Source organism: Afipia sp. P52-10, from assembly GCF_000516555.1.
GTDB lineage: Bacteria > Pseudomonadota > Alphaproteobacteria > Rhizobiales > Xanthobacteraceae > P52-10.
Map to the genome: position 1 here is coordinate 86,514 of NZ_AZSJ01000003.1, position 18,234 is coordinate 104,747.

16 protein-coding genes are annotated in these 18,234 nt (G+C 65.7%); 5 read left to right on the forward strand and 11 right to left on the reverse strand.

Going from position 1 to position 18,234, the window contains the following annotated elements; translation table 11 throughout:
• Window positions 1–7 precede the first annotated feature (7 nt).
• Window positions 8–1,216 carry an LLM class flavin-dependent oxidoreductase gene (locus X566_RS01830; protein ID WP_081740013.1) on the forward strand — a complete coding sequence of 403 codons (1,209 nt, stop codon included), beginning with the start codon at window positions 8–10 and terminating at the stop codon, window positions 1,214–1,216.
• Between the two features lie 133 nt (window positions 1,217–1,349).
• Here X566_RS01830 and X566_RS01835 read toward each other — a convergent pair whose 3' ends face one another.
• The 7 genes from X566_RS01835 to X566_RS01870 form a co-directional block, all read right to left on the reverse strand.
• Window positions 1,350–3,074: an amidohydrolase family protein gene (locus tag X566_RS01835; protein WP_034463013.1), complete on the reverse strand. Its 1,725-nt coding sequence runs from the start codon at window positions 3,072–3,074 to the stop codon at window positions 1,350–1,352.
• 158 nt (window positions 3,075–3,232) lie between these two features.
• Window positions 3,233–4,639, reverse strand: a complete 1,407-nt coding sequence (locus tag X566_RS01840; protein WP_034463014.1) for an amidase family protein — start codon at window positions 4,637–4,639, stop codon at window positions 3,233–3,235.
• Between the two features lie 186 nt (window positions 4,640–4,825).
• Complete coding sequence (locus X566_RS01845) at window positions 4,826–5,608, reverse strand: ABC transporter permease (RefSeq protein WP_244434646.1); 783 nt, start codon at window positions 5,606–5,608, stop codon at window positions 4,826–4,828.
• On the reverse strand, window positions 5,605–6,375 hold the full coding sequence (locus X566_RS01850; protein WP_034463015.1) for an ABC transporter permease: 771 nt from the start codon (window positions 6,373–6,375) through the stop codon (window positions 5,605–5,607). The genes X566_RS01845 and X566_RS01850 overlap by 4 nt, the downstream gene beginning before the upstream one ends.
• Window positions 6,376–6,682: 307 nt before the next feature.
• Window positions 6,683–7,432, reverse strand: coding sequence for an ABC transporter ATP-binding protein (locus X566_RS01860; protein ID WP_034467578.1), 750 nt, complete (start codon window positions 7,430–7,432; stop codon window positions 6,683–6,685).
• A 50-nt stretch (window positions 7,433–7,482) separates the two neighbouring features.
• A complete protein-coding gene (locus X566_RS01865) occupies window positions 7,483–8,184 on the reverse strand; it encodes a GntR family transcriptional regulator (protein ID WP_034463020.1) in 702 nt (233 codons plus the stop codon).
• A 12-nt stretch (window positions 8,185–8,196) separates the two neighbouring features.
• Window positions 8,197–9,123: an ABC transporter substrate-binding protein gene (locus X566_RS01870; RefSeq protein WP_034463021.1), complete on the reverse strand. Its 927-nt coding sequence runs from the start codon at window positions 9,121–9,123 to the stop codon at window positions 8,197–8,199.
• A gap of 202 nt (window positions 9,124–9,325) precedes the next feature.
• Here X566_RS01870 and X566_RS01875 point away from each other — a divergent pair, with 202 nt between their 5' ends.
• From X566_RS01875 to X566_RS01885, 3 genes are all read left to right on the forward strand, one after another.
• A complete protein-coding gene (locus X566_RS01875; protein ID WP_034463023.1) occupies window positions 9,326–10,312 on the forward strand; it encodes a fumarylacetoacetate hydrolase family protein in 987 nt (328 codons plus the stop codon).
• Between the two features lie 43 nt (window positions 10,313–10,355).
• Window positions 10,356–11,132 (forward strand): cyclase family protein, encoded by a 777-nt coding sequence (locus X566_RS01880; protein WP_034463024.1) that lies wholly within the window; start codon window positions 10,356–10,358, stop codon window positions 11,130–11,132.
• A 164-nt stretch (window positions 11,133–11,296) separates the two neighbouring features.
• Complete coding sequence (locus tag X566_RS01885) at window positions 11,297–11,509, forward strand: hypothetical protein (RefSeq protein WP_034463026.1); 213 nt, start codon at window positions 11,297–11,299, stop codon at window positions 11,507–11,509.
• A 175-nt stretch (window positions 11,510–11,684) separates the two neighbouring features.
• Here X566_RS01885 and X566_RS23815 read toward each other — a convergent pair whose 3' ends face one another.
• The gene (locus X566_RS23815) at window positions 11,685–13,076 is read right to left on the reverse strand and encodes an MmgE/PrpD family protein (RefSeq protein ID WP_051443800.1); all 1,392 of its coding nucleotides are present in this window, start codon (window positions 13,074–13,076) and stop codon (window positions 11,685–11,687) included.
• A gap of 126 nt (window positions 13,077–13,202) precedes the next feature.
• On the opposite strand from X566_RS23815, the gene X566_RS01895 reads away from it, so the two are divergent.
• Window positions 13,203–14,093, forward strand: a complete 891-nt coding sequence (locus X566_RS01895) for a LysR family transcriptional regulator (protein WP_034463028.1) — start codon at window positions 13,203–13,205, stop codon at window positions 14,091–14,093.
• Between the two features lie 561 nt (window positions 14,094–14,654).
• On the opposite strand, the gene X566_RS01900 is transcribed toward X566_RS01895, so the two are convergent.
• From X566_RS01900 to X566_RS01910, 3 genes are all read right to left on the reverse strand, one after another.
• The gene (locus tag X566_RS01900) at window positions 14,655–15,872 is read right to left on the reverse strand and encodes an acyl-CoA dehydrogenase family protein (protein WP_034463030.1); all 1,218 of its coding nucleotides are present in this window, start codon (window positions 15,870–15,872) and stop codon (window positions 14,655–14,657) included.
• Between the two features lie 2 nt (window positions 15,873–15,874).
• Window positions 15,875–16,981: an acyl-CoA dehydrogenase family protein gene (locus X566_RS01905; RefSeq protein ID WP_034463032.1), complete on the reverse strand. Its 1,107-nt coding sequence runs from the start codon at window positions 16,979–16,981 to the stop codon at window positions 15,875–15,877.
• 233 nt (window positions 16,982–17,214) lie between these two features.
• On the reverse strand, window positions 17,215–18,189 hold the full coding sequence (locus X566_RS01910; protein ID WP_160170428.1) for a tripartite tricarboxylate transporter substrate binding protein: 975 nt from the start codon (window positions 18,187–18,189) through the stop codon (window positions 17,215–17,217).
• Window positions 18,190–18,234 lie beyond the last annotated feature (45 nt).

Here is an 18,234-nt window from a genome sequence, read left to right on the forward strand (position 1 = left end):
GAACGCGATGAAATTCGGGATATTCTACGAATTGCAACTCCCCAAGCCGTGGGGGCCGAATGACGAACTCAACCTGTATCAGAACGCGCTGAACCAGGTCGAGCTCGCCGACAAGCTCGGCTACGACTATGCCTGGGAGGTCGAGCATCACTTCCTCGACGAGTATTCGCACTCGCCGCAGCCGGAGGTCTTCCTCGCCGCCGCCAGCCAGCGCACCAAGCGCATCCGCATGGGCCACGGCATCATCCAGCTCACCACCAACCATCCCGCCCGCGTCGCCGAGAAGGTCGCCTGCCTCGACCTCGTCTCCAACGGCCGCGTGGAGTTCGGCATGGGCGAATCCGGCAGCGTGCAGGAGCTCGCGCCGTTCGGCATCGACATGGCGCAGAAGCGCGAGATCTGGGAAGACGCCGTGAAGTGCATCATCCCGATGTTCACCAAGGAAGGCTGGCAGTATGACGGCCCGTACTTCAAGTTTCCCCTGCGCAACGTAACACCGAAGCCGGTCCAGAAGCCGCACCCGCCGCTGTGGGTCGCCTGCTCGCAGCTCGAGACCATCGAAATGGCGGGACGGCGCGGCATCGGCGCGCTGGGCTTCCAGTTCCTCACCTCGGAAATGGCGCATGCGTGGGTCCACGCCTACTACAACGCGTTCACCAAACGGCAGGAGAAGCTCGCGGACTATCAGACCAACCCGAACATCGCGATGGTCTCCTACTTCATGTGCGCGGAGACCGACGAGGAAGCACGCCGCCGCGCCGACGGGGTCACCTTCTTCCAGTTCGCTCTCGCCTACTACTCCGGCTCGCGCAACCGCGAACGCGCGGCGCCGGGCACGGTCTCGATGTGGGACGAGTACAACAAGTGGAAGAAGGAGAATCCGGAAGCCCACCAGCGCGCCCTGCGCGGCGGCCTGATCGGCTCGCCCGAGACGATCCGCAACAAGCTGAAGAAGTTCGAGACCTCGCGGGTCGACAGCATCATCCTGCTCAACCAGGCCGGCAAGAACACCCACGAGCACATCTGCGAGTCGCTCGAACTGTTCGCCAAGGAGGTGATGCCGGAATTCCACGCCAAGGAGCCGGAGCATCAGGCCTGGAAGCAGAAGGTGCTGAATCGCGAGATCGAGCTGGAAGAGATCGACGTGACACCGCACATGACGCGGCAAGGCGTCGGCAAGGGCGTCACCATCGACAAGCTGGTGGCGAACGGCTGAGCGGACTCGATCTAAACGCGGTCATTCCGGGGCGATGCGCAAGCATCGAACCCGGAATCTCGAGCGAGATTCCGGATCGCCGCAAGATGCGCGGCGCCCGGAATGACGAGCGTGTTAGCGACCCTGTATCAATCTAAGCCGCCGGCGCCGCCCGCACGCCCTGCACCAGCCGGCCCGGCCGCGCGCCGGTGGCCGCCCCATGCCGCTGGGTGACGACACCGGAGACGATGGTCGCATCGTAGCCGTCGATCTGCTGCAACAGGCGGCGGCCGCCCATCGGCAGATCGTAATGCACCTTCGGCGGATGCATGTGCAGCTTGTCGTAATCGATGACGTTGACATCGGCCTTGTAGCCACGCGCGAGCACGCCGCGATCCATCAGCCCGACCGACTCCGCCGTCCGCCGCGCCTGCGCCGCCACCACGAACGGGATCGACAGCTTGTCGCCGCGGGTGCGGTCGCGGGTCCAGTGCGTCAGCAGATAAGTCGGGAAGCTCGCGTCGCAGATGATGCCGCAATGGGCGCCGCCGTCGCTGAGGCCGGGGATCGAATGCGGATCCCGTAGCATCTCGTGGACCGCATCGAGGTTGCCGTCCGCATAGTTCAGGAACGGCACGTACAGCATGCCGCGGCCGTCTTCCTCCAGCATCGCATCGTAAGCCAGCTCCTCCGGCTTGCGGCCTTCGCGCTTGGCGCGCGCGCCGAGGGTGCGCTCGGGCGGCTGCTCGTAATCCGGCGGATTGCCGAGCAGATACATCTTGTCGTAGTTCGGGCGGAAGAACAGCGGATCGTCCACGGTGGTCGCGCTCTCGCTCAAGATCGCCGCGCGCACCGCCGGATCGCGCATCCGCTTCACCCGCTCATCGAGCGGCAGCTTGGCGATCGCCTTGTAGCTCGGATGAGTCTGGAACGGGTTGCGCGACAGTTCGAGCCCGAGCAGCAGCCCGACCGGACGCGCCGCGATCTGCGCCGTCACCGACAGACCGCGGGCGGAGGCCTCGGCGAGGCTGTCGAGTGTCTGCCGCCAACCGCGTGGGCTGCGATCGCCCTGCGCCACCGAGAACGAGATCGGACACTTGGTGCGATCGGCGACCCGCAGCATCATCGGCAGGTCTTCCTTGAAGGTGCTCTGGTCGAGCACGAATTGCAGCACGCTGCGGCCGGTCTTGTGCATCGCATCCGCGATCGCCGTCAGCTCGTCCTCGCCGGCCTTCAGCGTCGGGGTGAAGTCGCCGGTGGAGGTGCGGTGGTTGAGCGTGCGCGAGGTGGAGAAGCCGAGCGCGCCGGCCTTGACGGCATCGGCCGCAAGCCCGGCCATCGCCGCGTTGTCCTCCGCCGTCGCCGGATCGCGCCGCGCACCGCGCTCGCCCATCACATAAACGCGCAACGCCGCGTGCGGAAGCTGCGCGCCGATATCGAGGTTGAACGGCCGCTTCGACAGCCAATTCATATAGTCGGGAAAGCTCTCCCACTCCCACGGGATGCCTGCCGACAACACCGGCTCCGGGATATCCTCGACGCCTTCCATCAGCTCGATCAGGCGGCGGTGGTCGGACGGGCGGCATGGCGCGAAGCCGACGCCGCAGTTGCCCATGATCGCAGTGGTGACGCCGTTCTGCGACGACGGCGAGATGTCATGGCTCCAGGTCACCTGCCCGTCGTAATGCGTGTGCACGTCGACGAAGCCCGGGGTGACCAGCTTGCCCTTGGCGTCGATCTCGTCCTTGCCCTTGGCCGAAACCTTGCCGACCTCGGCTATGCGGCCGTTCGCGATCGCAACATCAGCCTCATACAGCGCGCCACCACGGCCATCGGCGATGGTACCACCACGAATGACGAGATCCGGACCATCGGCCATGACGTTCTCTCCCCATGATGTTCTGCGCATGATCTCTTCGGAGAACCGGTTCCGGCTTTTCCGGAGCATGCTTGAATTGACACCATGATGGACTGCGCCCGCCATCTGTCAATCGCATGCGCCGCGCGCATCTGCCGCGCAGCTATGCGCGACGAATGCTAACGGTAGCCAACCGGATCGATCGGCGCAGGCGGCACGCCGCCGGCCTCGATCGCTTCGCCTGCGGCAAGGCACAGGTCCTCGCGATAGCGGTTGGCGACCACCTGCACGCCGACCGGGATGTTGCCGACCATGCCGGTGGAAACCGTCAGTCCCGGCAGCGCCATGAACGGGATGCCGATCTGCGGCATCTGCGCGCGCCACACCCGCGCATAGGACTCCTCGTCGCGCACGTCGAGCTGATCCTCGAACGGCAGCTCACCCGACACCGGCAACAGCAGCACCGGGAAACGCTGGAAGAACAGCGACCACTCGCGCACCAGCGTCGCGCGCCGCATCAAGGTCTCCGACATCGTCGCCGCATTGAACGCCTGACCGACCTTGGCCTGGCCGCGCAGGGCTGCGAGCGCACCGGGATCGCCCTCCTTCTCCATCGCTGCAAGCTGCGCCGCGTAGCCGTCGCCCATCCAGAGGTTGACCTGCAACTGCGCCGCTTCGCGCAAGGGCGGCGTGGTCTCGATCTCCTCCACTACCCAGCCGGCGCGCTCCAGCCGCTTGGCCGCATTCACCAGCGCCGCCCTCACCTCCGGCACCACCTCCAGCCCGTCGGGCGCAATGCACAGCGCCGCGCGCGGCTGCACCGGCGGACCTTCGAGCGGCACCGGAACGTACCAGGGATCGCGCGGATCGGGCTGTGCCATCGCCGCGAGCGCAAGGCGCAGGTCGCCGATCGTCCGCGCCAGCGGGCCGTTGATGGCCATCAGTTGTCCGCCGATCGATCGCTCCGGCGACGACGCATTGTAGGCCGGCACGCGGCCGAGGCTGACGCGCAGGCCGTGGATGCCGCAGGCATAGGCCGGATAGCGCACCGAGCCGGCGATATCGTTGCCCTGGCCGATGTGGCCGATGCCCGAGGCCACCGCCGCCGACGCACCGCCGGATGAGCCGCCCGGCGTGATCGCGTTGTTGCGCGGGTTCTTGGTCAGGCCATGCACCAGGTTGTTGGTGAACCAGCGATAGGAATAGGCCGGGGTGTTGGTGCGGCCGATGACGACGGCGCCGGCCTTGATCATGTTGTCGATCACCGGCGAATTGCTCTTTGCGATCAGGTCCTTCTGCAGGCGCAGGCCGTTGGTGGTGGCGAAGCCCGATTGATCGACGTTGACCTTGGTCGTCACCGGCACGCCGGCGAGCGGCCCGACATCCTCGCCGCGCGCGATCGCCGCATCCACCGCATCCGCCTGCGCCAGCGAATACTCCGGCTTGTATTCGACCACCGCGTTGATGAAAGGATTGACCTGCTCCAACCGCTGCAGCGCGGCTGCCGTGACTTCGCGCGCGGACAGTTGCTTCGATCGCACGAGCGCTGCGACCTCGACCGCAGACAAACGCCAGCTCTCATCCATGACAGTGTCCCCCGTATGCGGCCGCAGGATCACAGTCTGACAAAGCAAGCGCCGTTAGGGAAGCGCCGGCAGGCCCTGCGCACGGTGCATGTGGACGGCGAGTGCGGCGGGTGGGNGCTACGCGCGCTGAGCACGCGTTCAGGCGATGACGGCGGGAAAATCGGTTCCCGCCGTCGCGGCCCGGCCTCAGTGCCCGGAGGTCCGCCAGACCAGCAACCGGCGTTCCACCTGCGCCACCAGCAAGGCTGTGACATAACCGATCACGCCGAGCAGGATCACGCCCGCGAACAGATCGGCGGAGCGGAACGAGCGCGCCGCCAGCAGAATCCAGTGGCCGAGGCCATCGAGGCCCGCCAGCATCTCGCACACGACCGACAGGATCAGCGCGACGGTGACGCTGATGCGCATGCCGGCGAGAATATCCGGACTGGCCGACGGCAGGCCGATCTTGAAGATCACCGCCATCCGCGACAGGTGCAGCGCCCGCGCAACCTCATAGAGGCGCGGCTCGACCGCGGCAAAGCCATGCACAGTGGACAGCAGCATCGGCCAGACCGCGCCGAAGGCGATCACGAACAGTGTCATCGCCTGCGACAGGCCGAAGAACGCGATCGCCACCGGGATGATCGCCGACACCGGCAACGGCCGCAGAAACTCCAGCGTCGGCGTGACGTAGGGGCGGATGCGCGGCGACGAGCCGATCAGCGCGCCGAGCGCGATGCCGACCAGCGAGGCGACCAACCAGCCGACGGCCATGTGCTGCAACGTACCCGCGACCTTCGCCATCAGGTCGCCGTCGGTGAAACCACGCACCAGTGAGGCCCAGGCGCGATCCGGCCCCGGCAGAAACACCGGCGACACCAGACGGGCATTGGCGATCCATTGCCACAGCGCGACGAAACTCGCCGCGACACCGAAGCTGACGACGCGCCAGCCGATCGCCGAACGCATCGATGCCGGAACGCTCATCGCGGCTCCTCCACGATCGCGGCGCGGCCGAACAGCCGCTGCTGCGCCAAAACCATCAGCGCGTTCAGCCCGAAGCCCAGGATGCCGAGCCAGACGAGATAAGCCAGCATCAGGTCCGGCCGCAGCGCCTGCTGTGCGGTCATGATGCCGTGGCCGAGGCCGAGAGGATTGATGGCGATCTCGACGGTGACGGCGACGATCAGCGCGATGCCGACGGCGAGACGAAAGGCGACGAAGATGCGCGGCAGCGCCGCCGGGATGACGATCTTGGCGATGCGCGCAGCCGGCGTCAGCCGCAACGCGCGCGACACCTCGATCAGCCGCGGCTCGACGCCGCGCACCGCCGCGCGCGCCAGGATCAGCGGCGACCACAGGCAGGCGAAGGCGACGATGGCGATCTCCAGCCGATAGCCGAAGCCGAGCGCGATCAGGGCGATCGGCAACACCGCGATGGAGGGGATCGGCCGGATCGACTCGATCGTCACCTCCATCAACCGGTCGGCAAGTGGCAGCACGCCGAGGATAATCCCGATCAGCAGGCCGATGCTAGCGCCGATCGCGAGACCCGCGAACGCACTCGCCAGTGTGTCACGGGTGGCGGCGATCATCGAGCCGTCCGCCACGGCTTCAACGAACGCGCGCGCGATCGCGCTCGGCGGCGCGAGCGAATCGCTGTGGCTGAGATCGACCATCCGTCCGGCAATCTCGGCAGCGACGATCAGCACCACCGGCAGCGCAAGCCCCTTCAGGGTCGAGGACGAGATCATGATCGGGCGCAATCCCACAAGCGTTGAGGCTCGATTCTCGGCAACCCATGCTTCCCAAGCTCGTCATTCCGGGATGCGTCAACCGAACTTGGGTTTACCCGAGTTCGGCATTGTATGGTGCCCAAGTTGGTAGCAGCCGACTTAGATACAGCCGACTTGGATGGCGCAGACCCGGAATCGATACGCCCCGCGATGGTTATGGATTCCGGGCTCATCGTGGAGCCTGTCATCGGGCGGCGCCTCGCGCCGACCCGTTGGCGATGCGCGGGAATGACAGCGTTGAAAGACGCCGGCACGCAGACCATGCTCACCCCTCCGAAGCCTTGATGAAGTCGAACAGCTCGCGCCGCAGCCGCAGGAATTCCGGATGCTCGCGGGTGGCGAGCTGGTCGCGCGGGCGCGGCAGATCGACCGTGACTTCAATGCCGATCCGGCCGGGATGCGGCAGCAGACCGATGACGCGATCGCCGAGATAGATCGCCTCCTCCAGGTCGTGGGTCACGAACAGCACGGTGGCGCCGGACGCCGCCACCAGCGACAGCACCTCGTCCTGCAGCCCCTGCCGCGTCATCGCGTCGAGCGCTCCGAACGGCTCGTCCATCAACAGCGCGACCGGATCCTGCGCGAGACAGCGGGCGATCTGCAGCCGCTGCTGCATGCCGCCGGACATCTCCGCCGGATACTTGTTGGCGTGGCCGGGCAGCCCGACCTTGGCCAGCAATTCGGCGATGCGCGGACCACGCTTGGCCGCCGGGACACTTGCCGCCTCCAGCGCGAGCGACACGTTGCCGGCGGCGGTGCGCCACGGCAGCAGCGCCTTGCCATAATCCTGAAAAATGATCGCAATGTCGCGCCGCGGCGCGAGCATCGGCTTGCCTTCGAACGTCACGGCGCCAGCAGAGGGCTGGTAGAGGCCCGCCGCAAGGCGGAGCGCGGTGGTCTTGCCGCATCCCGACGCGCCGATGATGCAGACGAACTCGCCCTGGCGGACCGTGAAGTCGATGTTCTCGACGATGGTCTTGCCGCCGAGCTGCAGCGTGACGCCTGCGAACGCCATCACCGGAGGCTGCGACGCGACGGCGGCGGCTGACACGGGGCGGACCACACTCACGACCTACGACCCTTGGTATCAGGATAGACATAGCCGATGGTGCTTTGCAGATGCGTGGCCAGCATCGCCGGCGCGCGGCGCTGATCGCGGGCCAGCACGTAGTCGGCGAGATCGCGGTGCGATTGCATGAAGGTTTTCCCGTTGTCGAACTTGCGCATCATGATGCGCCGGTAGCGATAGGCTTGGTCGTAGAGATCGGAATGGGCCGCCAGCAGCCGCGGCGAGCCGCACGCCTCCAACAGCGCGGTGTGGAAGCCCTTGTGCAGCACGTCGAACTCCTCGGTCCCCTCGGTGAAGCGCGAGCCAGTCCGGTCGATGAAGCGCTGCATGCGGTGCAGCGCGGAGACGATGCCGGCTTCCCACTCGTCCTTGCCGAGCTTCATCGCCAGCGAGAGCGCCTCCTGCTCCACCACGATGCGCATCCGGGTGATGTCGCGCAGATCCGCCTCGCTGACCGGGGCGACACGGAAACCGCGCTGGCCGAGCGCGACCACGAGCTGCCGCGACACCAGCCGCGACAAGCCCTCCCGCACCGGCGTCGCGCCGAGGCCATAACCCTGCGCCAGGCCGACGATGCCGAGCCGCGAGCCCGGCGCCAACCGCCCGCTCAGGATATCGCGCTGGATCAGGGCCGCCGCCCGCTCGCTCAGCGTGTCGGCGGATGGCTCCAGACTTTTGGCTCGGCCGGACTGCGGCATCGTCAGTTCACCTCATTTCAACACGACCTTGGCGAGGTCGATGTTGCCCTGGAGCAGCTTCTGCTGCTTCATCACCTCCACCCACCAGGCGAGATCGCTCGCCTTCATGGCCGGCTCCTGATAGCTCGGCGGATTGAGTTTGACGATATCCAAAGGCTGCTTGGTGAACTTCGCGATCGAGGCCGACGCCTTGTCGCGGTCGGCGTTGACGATCTTGGCCCCCTCGGCAACGGCCTCGCGGAATTTCTTCACGATCTCCGGATTTTTCTCCGCCCAGTCCCGTGACGCGGCGTAGAAGATGATCGGCTCGGTCCGATTGAGGTCCGCCACGTAACGCGCCGCCACATAGCCGGTGCCCGCGTTGGTCATCCGCGTCACGAACGGCTCGCTGGTCAGCACCGCGTCGACCGCGCCGGACTTCAGGATGTCGTTCATGGTCGGAAACGAGACTTCGACGAAGTTGACGCCCTTCGGATCGACGCCCTTCTCCTGCAGCCACTTGACGAACAGCACATGCAGGAAGGCGCCAAGGCCCGGCGCACCGACCTTCTTGCCGACGAAATCCTTCGGCTCCTTGATTGTGACGCCGTTGCGCGCGAATGCCGTGGTGAGATTGGCGGTGCGCTGGTTCATCACCGAAGCGCCGGAGACCGCGACGAGATCGAGCCCGCCATCGACCGCCTGCAGGAACACCGACGAGGTCGGCCCGCCGATCTGGATCGAATTCGACAGCAGCGCCGCCGGAATGTTCGAGTTGATGCCGATCAGCACCATCTCGGCATCGAGCCCGAGCCGCTTGAAGATGCCCTCATCGACCGCGACCATGGCCGCCGAACAATCGGTGGTCGCCGTGCAACCGATCTGAATCTTCTGCTGCCCGTGCGCAGCGCCGGCAGCGAGCAGCGTCATCATCGCCGCCGCAATCGTCTTCAGCCTCATCGTCGTCCCTCCTCCGTCGTCGCGGCCGCCTGCATGCGCGGCGCTGGTGTTCTGTTTGGGGCATGCGCGCACCGCAGGACCTGCGGCTGTGCACGTCGCAGGCGGCGCGCTTGACACCGCTTTTCAAATATCGATATTTTTGTTGATCATATATTTTCATCCGGCGCAAGCAGAACCCGCCGCAGTCCCCCGGAGACCATCGATGAAACTGGCCACCTTCAAGAACGGCAACGGCGAGCGCGTGGGCATCGTTCATGCCAACGATAGCAAGGTTTTCGATCTCGCACGTGCGGCAGATCGCGCGGGCGCGGCCAATCCCGCCTTCGCCTCGATGCTGGCGCTGATCGATGCCGGCGAGACGGCGCTCGATGCGGCACGCGACATCTTCGCCAAGTGCAGCGCGGAAGCGGACCTGTCCACCGACGTCGCCGCCACCGAGATCCTCGCGCCAATCCCGGAGCCGCGGCAGATGCGCGACGGCATGTCGTTTCCGCTGCATATCCTGCAGGCGCCGCGCGGACAGCTGAAGCTGGCGGCGCGCGCCAAGGGCGACATGGAGGAATTGAAGCGGATCGACGCGATGCCGCTCGGCGAGCTGCCGGAGGTCTACCGCAAGGTGCCGATCTACTACATCACCAACCGCTACAGCGTGCGCGGCACCAATACCACGGTGAAATGGCCGCGCTACAGCCAGGTCATGGACTACGAGCTGGAATTCGGCATCGTCACCAAGAACCGCGGCGCCAACATTCCGGCATCGAAGGCGAAGGACCACATCTTCGGTTACACCATCTTCAACGACTTCTCCGCCCGCGACGCCCAGCGCATCGAGATGGAGGGACGGCTCGGCCCGGCCAAGGGCAAGAGCTTCGACGGCGGCAATGTGCTGGGCCCCTGGATCGTCACGCCGGACGAGATCGGCGATCCCTACAAGCTGAAGATGGAAGCGCGCGTGAACGGCGAAGTGCGCTGCAGCAGCATCAGCGAGGGCATGCTGTTCTCGTTTGAACAGATCATCGAGCACATCACCAAGGACGAGACGCTGATGCCCGGCGAATTCATCGGCTCAGGCACAGTCGGCGGCGGCTGCGGCGTCGAGATCGGACTCTTTCTCGAACATGGTGATACGATCGAACTCGAGGTCGAGAAGATCGGCATCCTGAAGAACCGGGTCGAGCGGCAGAGCTGATCGGCGCTCCACCATCAAACAACAAACAAGCGAGGAGACACCCATGGCCCGCAAGCTGATCGACATCTCGGTGCCGCTGCAGAACGACGTGCCCGCGGACCCGCCGGGCGGCCACCCCACCATCGAGTACATCGATCACCAGCAGGGCATGCAGGCGATGCTGCGCCACTTCCCCGGCCTGAAGCCGGAGGAGCTGCCGGACGGCCAGGCCTGGGCGGTGGAGCGGGTGACGCTTTCCACTCATAACGGCACGCATATCGACGCGCCGTGGCACTATCACCCGACCATGAACCGCGGCGAGAAGTCGTGGACCATCGACGAGGTGCCGCTGGAGTGGTGTTATCAGCCGGGGGTGAAGCTCGATTTCCGCCATTTCCCGGACGGCTATGTCGTCACCGCCGCCGACGTTGAGAAGGAACTGAAGCGCATCGACCACGAGCTGAAGCCGCTCAACATCGTCGTCGTCAACACCTCCGCGGGCGCCAAATACGGCCGCCAGGATTACGTCAATTCCGGCTGTGGCATGGGCTATGAAGCAACCATGTACCTGTTAGAGCGTGGCGTGCGCGTGACCGGCATCGACGGCTGGAGCTGGGATGCGCCGTTCGTCTACACCGCGAAGAAATATGCCGAGACCCACGACGCCAGCATCATCTGGGAAGGCCACAAGGCCGGACGCCACACCGGCTATTCGCATATCGAGAAGCTGCACAACCTCGAACAGCTGCCCGCCACCGGCTTCACGGTGTCGTGCTTCCCGGTGAAGATCGAGCGCGCCTCCGCCGGCTGGTGCCGTGCGGTGGCGATCATCGACGACTGATCGCATCATCGAGGCGCAGCGTCTTGCGATTTGAAGGTGCTGCGTCCAAGGCCGCCGGATGCGTTCCAAGCACGGAACCAGTCCGGTGCCTGCCGGAACCTGCCGGATGCTCTGCGCGTTATTTGCTGGCCCGCACGCGCGGGCACTCGCGAGGGGAGTTCGAGATGCGCATGTTTCTGGGAATGATCCTGGGCTGTCTCATGACGATCGGCCTCGTTTACGTGCATGACGTGTCCGCCACGTCGACCGTGACGAGCAACGAGGCGGTGGTCCAGAGCCGGCCGATCGTGAACTGGGACGTGGCGTCGGCGAAGTGGCATGACGTCAAGGAAGACGTTCGGCAGACCTGGGCGAAGCTCAGAGCCAATATCGGCTAGAGCCGTATTATCGGTTGGAGCCGGATGGGCCGATGTCGCGAGAACGCGGACGTTCATCCTCGCACAAGCTTGCTGTTGACTGCTCAAGCATGATCTTCTGTTCAGGCATGATCCTCGTCCGCGTCCGAGGGCAAGCTTTTGTCGGAAACCACTACACTCCTTTCGGGACTAGGCTTTAAACCGCCTCCAGCAATGCGAACAGCTCGTCGAGTACCTCCAGCCGATCGAGGCCCTCGACGAGAGCGATGATCCGCTCGGATCGTTCCCGCGGCAGATGGGCGACGTTGCCGCGGAATTTCTCCACCACATCCGCATGCGCCACTGGATTTTCCGGGCTGCCGCGCCGGTTCAAAATCTCCCGGGCGAAGGCATCCCCGGTTTTCGTCACCACGCGCATGCGGCAGGCATGACGGAAGGCCGCACCTTTGGCTTCTAGCTCCGCGCTCTCGCTGACGGCGATGCGCGGCATGAAGGCCAGCAGTTGCGGATCGGCCACCGCCTCCGCGCTGTAGCTGCCCGCGGTAACCGCGCCATCCCGCGCCATCGCCGCCAGCCCGAACACCATGCTCATCTGCGCAGCCGTGACGCCTGCGGGCTTGTAGGGCCAGGCCGTGTGAACGTAGGTCATGTGCGGACACTGCACCTCGATCCGCTCGATCGCCTCGCCCGTGACGCGGTGCGCCTGCATGATGTCGCGCAACGCGTCGAGCGCGGTGTGGATGCTGGTGACGTTCGGATACATCTTGAAGCCGATGTTCGCGGTCTCCCACAGCTGCTTCAGGCCGGCGAGCAACTTCGGCGGGTTCGGCTCGCCGGACAATGCGCTGAGGAATCCGCCATAGCCCGCTTCGAGCACGTCGGAGATGCCGGTGAAGCCGCGCTGCGCGAGCTGCACCGCGAGTACGCCCGCCTGTGCTGCGCGGCCTGCATGCAGGCGCTTGACCATCGCGCCCTCCTGCGCCGCCATCAGCCCTGCCGCCATCGAACCGGCAATGCCGAGCGCCTGATGCAGCAGGTCCTGCGGCAAGCCTGCGAGCCGTCCAGCCGCTGCCGCACTGACGAAGACGCCGCTGGTGCCCTGCGGATGGAAGCCGCGCAGGAACAGTGCCATGGTCGCGGCGTTGCCCACCCGCAGCCCCACCTCGCAACCGGCGACGATGGCCGTGAGAACGTCGCGGCCGCTGGAGGGGGCCTGCCCGCCCTGCGCCAGCGCAAACACCGCCGGCACCGCCAGCGAATTCGGGTGCACGATCGATTCCTTATGGATGTCGTCCATCTCGAAGCCATGCCCCGCCGTGCTGTTGACCAGCGCCGCCTGCGCCACCGACGCCTTGCAGCCCGCACCCCATAGCGACGCCTTCGGCAACGCTCCCTCCGCGAGCATCACATCACGCACATGCTCGGTCCACGGCAAGCGCGCGCCATACAACGAGGCGCCGAGCCCATCGAGAATGCAAAGTTTGGCGTGCGCGATCACGTCCGGCGGGATGTCGGTAAATTGCAGACGGCTGGCGAACCCGGCGAGATCGCGCGTGGCATGCTCCAGCAGCGAACGTTGATCGCTCATGGATGGTTCCTTTCATGCGGGAGTCAGCTGGGAATGCCGGCAAGGCCGAGCGGATCAGACTTAGGTCGGAATCGCGCCGCTGGCCAATAGATTGCGGGGCATCCTGCGATAGCTTAAACTTATGGCATGGAGCTCCGGCATCTTCGATACTTCGTCGCGACGGCGGAGGCCCTCAATGTCACCCACGCCGCCGAACGGCTGCGCATCGCCCAGCCCGCGCTGACACAGCAATTGAAGCTGCTGGAAGCCGAGATCGGCACGGCGCTGTTCAACCGCACCAGCCGCGGCGTGCAGCTGACCGAGGCCGGGCGCGTCTTCCACCAGGAAGCGCTCGGCGTGCTCGACGGCGCGCGGCGCGCCATCGCCCGCGCTCGCCTCGCAGCCGACGGTTCGGTCGGGCATATCGCCGTCGGCCTGACGGAATCGGCCTCCTTCAACGGTCTCGTCACGGCGACGCTACGCAAATTCCGCGCCGACTATCCCGCCGTGCAGGTCACGCTGGAGGAAGCGCGCTCGACCCACCTGGTCGCGGCGCTGGAGCGCGGGCGCATCGACGTCGCCTTCCTGCGGCCGCCGGTCACGCTGCGGTCGAGCTTTGCCGTCGACGTGCTGTTGAGGGAGCCGATGGTGGCGGCGCTGCCGCTCGACCATCGGCTTGCGGCCCGGCGACGCGTGCGCCTGCAGGACCTGAAGAACGAGCCGTTCATCCTCTATCCGCGGTCGCAGCGGCTTGGCCTGTCGGACGCGGTGGTGACCGCCTGCGTCGAGGCCGGGTTCAATCCAAACGTGGTGCAGATCGCCCCGCAAATCTCGGCGACGATCAACCTCGTCGCCGGATCGATGGGCATCTCGATCGTGCCCGCCTCGATGAGCAACAGCCGCTCCGACGCGGTGCGTTATATCCCGCTGTCCGGCACGCCATTATACGCCAGCCTCGGCATCGCCTATCCCGCGCACGGCCTGACGCCTGCTCTGGGCAACCTGGTCGCGTTGGCCAAGACGATGCCGCGCCGATGACCGCTGAATGACGCGTCTGTCTGCTCATCCTTCTCGCTTTGCACCGAACCGGGAAGCGCCCACCGTTCCGTGAGAAAGTTGTCAAAGCAGCCAGCCAACCTGCATCAATTTCATCATCCTGAATTGCAAATAACCATGCATGGTGCGGAGACAAAGCTGTGGAAAGGTTTTCGTCTCTCACTGCCAATGACGCGTCTGTGAGGTCATAAGTGCTGCTTCGCTGAAACTGCCAACAGCCCAAATCATTATTGCTCCGACAAGACATTTCTTGAAGGTCTTTGCATGTCCGTTGTCTGGATTTCTCGCGGGAGAATACAACCCGAACTGCGATCCATGGCCGAACAGCGAGGCCGCGCCCTGAAGCCGTTCATGGCTGACAATGACAGCGACACTCCTGACAGTGACACTCCTGACAGTGACACTCCTGACAGCGACACTCCTGACAGCAACGGGCCCGATCGTGATGGTCCGGCGCAACCGGTAACGCCCGGCGACAGGGTGCGTCCAGGCGAACCCAACGTCAGCCGCGATCACCCGCGCTGACGCTTTGCCAGCCGCCGCTTAGGTGGCCTTCTCGGTCCGCACCGAGCGGAACGGGATGTTGCGATCGACCTCCTGCTCCTTCGGCATGCCGAGCACCCGCTCGGAGATGATGTTGCGCTGGATCTGATCGGTGCCGCCGCCGATCGAGGTGAAGTAGGCGTTCAACGACAGGAAGTTCGCATCGTCGGCCAACGGATGCTCGGCGCCCTGCAGCATGCTTTCCGCGCCGAGCATCGCCGTGCGCAACCGCGCCTCCTCGTGCAGAATGCGCGACATCGCAAGCTTGCCGAGCGACATGATCGACGACGAGCTCGATTGCTCGAGCCCAGCCTTGGCGCGCGCGGTGTTCAATTCGTTGAGCTGACGATAGGCGATGGTGCGCGCGAGCTCCTGCCGGAACGCCGGATCGTTGAGCTTGCCGCTCCTGCGCGCGAGCGCGATCAGGTCGCTGTCGGCGGCATCGGCGCCGGCACGGCGCGGCCCCCGCGCGCGCTCGCCCATCGCCGAACGCTCGTAAGCCAATGCGGTCTGCAGCACCTTCCAGCCTTCGCCCAGCTTGCCGAGCAGATTCTCGCGCGGCACCTTCGCATTGGTGAAGAACACCTCGTTGAAGTGCGACTCATTGGTGATCTGGCGCAACGGCCGAACCTCGACGCCCTTCTGCTTCATCGGCAGGAAGAAGAAGCTGAGGCCCTGATGCTTCGGCTTGTCCCAATCGGTGCGCGCCACCAGCATGCCGTAGTCGGCGGTCGCCGCACTGGAGGTCCAGATCTTCTGGCCGTTGACGGTCCACCCCGCGCCATTGTCTTCGGCCCGGGTCCGCACCGCCGCAAGGTCGGAGCCGGCGCCGGGCTCGCTATAGAGCAGGCACATGGCGATCTCGCCGCGCAGGATGCCGGGAATCACGGCCTGCTTCAATTCAGGCGTGCCGTAGGCCAGCGCGGTGTTGGCATAAAGCTGGGTGCGGTCCATGCCCGAGCCCGGCGCGCCGACGCGATTGAATTCCTGTTCGATGATGTAGCCCTGCTCGTCGGACATGGCGCGGCCAAACCATTCGACCGGCCAGCGCGGCGCAGCCCAGCGCGCATCCACGACCTTGTTGAGCCACTCGCGATAGGCCGGCGTGGTCCTGAACTCGTTCAGGTCCGCGACCTTCATGTGCCAGTTGGCTGCGAGCCAGGCGCGCACCTCCTGCCGCAGGTCATCGTCGCTCACAGGCTTCAGCGCATCAGCCATCGTCAGCCTCCAAGATGGGTCAGGTAGCGCTCGCGATGGAACGCCGGATTGCCGAACAGCTGCGCATCGGCGCGGGCGCGGCGGAAATAAAGGTGGGCGGGATAATCCCAGGTAAAGGCGATGCCGCCATGCATCTGGATCGACGCCGCGGTGACGGCGGTGAACGCATCGGCGCAGGCAAACGCCGCAAGGCTGATCGCTGCATCCGCGTCGCTGCTGGCATCCGCGAGCCGTCTTGCCGCGTTGCGCGCGGCCGAGGTGGCGGATTCCGCTTCCAGCAGCATGTCGGCCGCCATGTGCTTCAGCGCCTGGAAACCCGCGATCGGCCGGCCGAACTGAATGCGGTTCTTGCCGTACTCCACGGTCATGTCGAGGGAGCGGCGCGCACCGCCCGCCTGCTCGCCAGCCAGCGCCACCAGCGTGACATCCAGCGCGGCCTTCACCGCCTCCCAGCCCACATTGCCGATCCGATGCGCGGCGACGGAGGCAAACGTCAGCTTCGCCAAGCGGAGCGTCAGATCGAAGGTCGGCAGCGGCGCGATCTGCAGGCCCGCAGCCTTCGCCTCCACCTCGAACACGCCGATGCCGTCCCCCACGGCGGCGACCACCAGCACGACATCCGCGATCTGTCCGTGCGTCACGTAGCTCGCCACGCCATCGAGCGTCCAGCGATCGCCGGCCTGCGTCGCGGTGACGCCGACACCCTCCGCTGTCCAGAGACCACCCTCGCCGGTGATGGCCACGGTGGCGACGGTCGTGCCCGCCACCATCGGCGGCAGCAGGCGCTTCTTCGCGGCTTCATCGCCGGAGGCGCTCAACAGGGCGGTCGCGAGCACCGCACTCGACAGGAACGGCGAGCACAGCAGCGCCGCGCCGATCGCCTCCATCACGAGTTCGAGCTCGACCGGTCCGCCGCCGCTGCCACCATGGTTCTGATCGACGATGAGGCCCAGCAGCCCCATGTCCGCGAGTTGCCGCCACACCTGCGGATCGTAGCCGCTCGGCGTCTCCATCGTGCGGCGGACATCGGCCTCGGCGCTCCTGTCGCGCAACAGACGCTGCACCTGATCGACAAGTGCGGCACGTTCCTCAGCATCGAACGCTGACATCCTCCGGCAGCCTCCCAAATCCTTGCTTGCGGACAAGCATGCCTGTGAGGATGAGGGCGGACAAGTGCATAGCGACCAGATGGACACGGCCGCGATGCATGACACGCGCAGGCGGGATCACACGTCGAACCTTTGGTCCGCGATGCGGCCTCTCGTTTTTGCAAGGTCAACGCGCGCTATCGTCAAAGTTAACGCATGAACCTCGCGATCAGCGGCGCATCAGCAGCCCGCGCCTACTCCCGCTTGATGCCGGTTGCCTCGAGGATGCGCTGGTAGCGCGCCGCTTCGCCGGCAACGAAGTCAGCGGCGGCCTTGGCGTCGCCCGGCATGGTCCGCAAACCGACGCCGGCAAATCGCTCGATGATCTCCGGCTTCGCGGAAATCTCGTTGATGGCCTTGTTCAGCGCATTGGCGATCGCAGCCGGCGTGCCCTTCGGCGCGACGAGCACGTTCCAGGTGAAGCCGGTGAAGTCCTTGAAGCCGGTCTGCTCGATCACCGTGGCAACCTCCGGCAGCGACTTCAATCGCTCCGGCGAGCCGATACCCAGCGCCTTCAACTTGCCCGACGTGACGAAGGGCATCGCCGACGCCGCTCCGACGAAGCACATGTCCACATCGCCGGACAACACCGCGGCGAGCGCCGGCGAGTCGCCGGGGAACGGCACATGCAACATCTTGATGTTTTCGTGCAGCGCCAGGTTCTCCGCCTGCAATTGCGCCGGACCAGCCACGCCCGCGGTGCCATAGGTGAGCTTGCCGGGATTGGCGCGCGCGTAGGCGATCACGTCCTTCATCGTGTTGGCGGGCAGATTGTTGCGGGCCGCGAAGATCAGATCGACGGCACTCAACCCCGCAATCACGTCGAGGTCGCGAGCCGGATTGTAGGAGAGCTTCGGATCGAGGATCGGGAAGATCGCCGTCGGCCCGACGCCGCTGACGCCGAGCGTGTAACCATCCGGCTTCGCCTTGGCGACCTGATCGATGCCGATCGCGCCGGCAGCACCGGCACGGTTCTCCACCACGAATGTCTGCTTGAAGTACGCTGTCAGTTCCTCCGCCAAGACGCGCCCCGTGACGTCGGTGGCACCGCCCGGCGGGAACGGCACGATCAGCCGCACCGGCTTGTCGGGATAAGTCTGCGCATGGGCGGGATGCGTAGCCAGCGCGCCCACGAGCAGCACCGCACAGATACCGAGAACGCTTCGCATCGGCCGCATCAAATCCTCCCTCAACGTTTTTCCCCATGGCACCCG

Bases quoted from the DNA above. Each gene is read 5' to 3' on its own strand.
- X566_RS23815 (WP_051443800.1), bottom strand. From the start codon at position 13,076: ATGAGCGATCAACGTTCGCTGCTGGAGCATGCCACGCGCGATCTCGCC.
- X566_RS01900 (WP_034463030.1), bottom strand. From the start codon at position 15,872: ATGGCTGATGCGCTGAAGCCTGTGAGCGACGATGACCTGCGGCAGGAG.
- X566_RS01830 (WP_081740013.1), top strand. From the start codon at position 8: ATGAAATTCGGGATATTCTACGAATTGCAACTCCCCAAGCCGTGGGGG.
- X566_RS01895 (WP_034463028.1), top strand. From the start codon at position 13,203: ATGGAGCTCCGGCATCTTCGATACTTCGTCGCGACGGCGGAGGCCCTC.
- X566_RS01870 (WP_034463021.1), bottom strand. From the start codon at position 9,123: ATGAGGCTGAAGACGATTGCGGCGGCGATGATGACGCTGCTCGCTGCC.
- X566_RS01850 (WP_034463015.1), bottom strand. From the start codon at position 6,375: ATGATCTCGTCCTCGACCCTGAAGGGGCTTGCGCTGCCGGTGGTGCTG.
- X566_RS01860 (WP_034467578.1), bottom strand. From the start codon at position 7,432: ATGGCGTTCGCAGGCGTCACGCTGCAGCTCGGCGGCAAGACCATCGTC.
- X566_RS01865 (WP_034463020.1), bottom strand. From the start codon at position 8,184: ATGCCGCAGTCCGGCCGAGCCAAAAGTCTGGAGCCATCCGCCGACACG.
- X566_RS01840 (WP_034463014.1), bottom strand. From the start codon at position 4,639: ATGGATGAGAGCTGGCGTTTGTCTGCGGTCGAGGTCGCAGCGCTCGTG.
- X566_RS01835 (WP_034463013.1), bottom strand. From the start codon at position 3,074: ATGGCCGATGGTCCGGATCTCGTCATTCGTGGTGGTACCATCGCCGAT.
- X566_RS01885 (WP_034463026.1), top strand. From the start codon at position 11,297: ATGCGCATGTTTCTGGGAATGATCCTGGGCTGTCTCATGACGATCGGC.
- X566_RS01905 (WP_034463032.1), bottom strand. From the start codon at position 16,981: ATGTCAGCGTTCGATGCTGAGGAACGTGCCGCACTTGTCGATCAGGTG.
- X566_RS01880 (WP_034463024.1), top strand. From the start codon at position 10,356: ATGGCCCGCAAGCTGATCGACATCTCGGTGCCGCTGCAGAACGACGTG.
- X566_RS01910 (WP_160170428.1), bottom strand. From the start codon at position 18,189: ATGCGAAGCGTTCTCGGTATCTGTGCGGTGCTGCTCGTGGGCGCGCTG.
- X566_RS01875 (WP_034463023.1), top strand. From the start codon at position 9,326: ATGAAACTGGCCACCTTCAAGAACGGCAACGGCGAGCGCGTGGGCATC.
- X566_RS01845 (WP_244434646.1), bottom strand. From the start codon at position 5,608: ATGAGCGTTCCGGCATCGATGCGTTCGGCGATCGGCTGGCGCGTCGTC.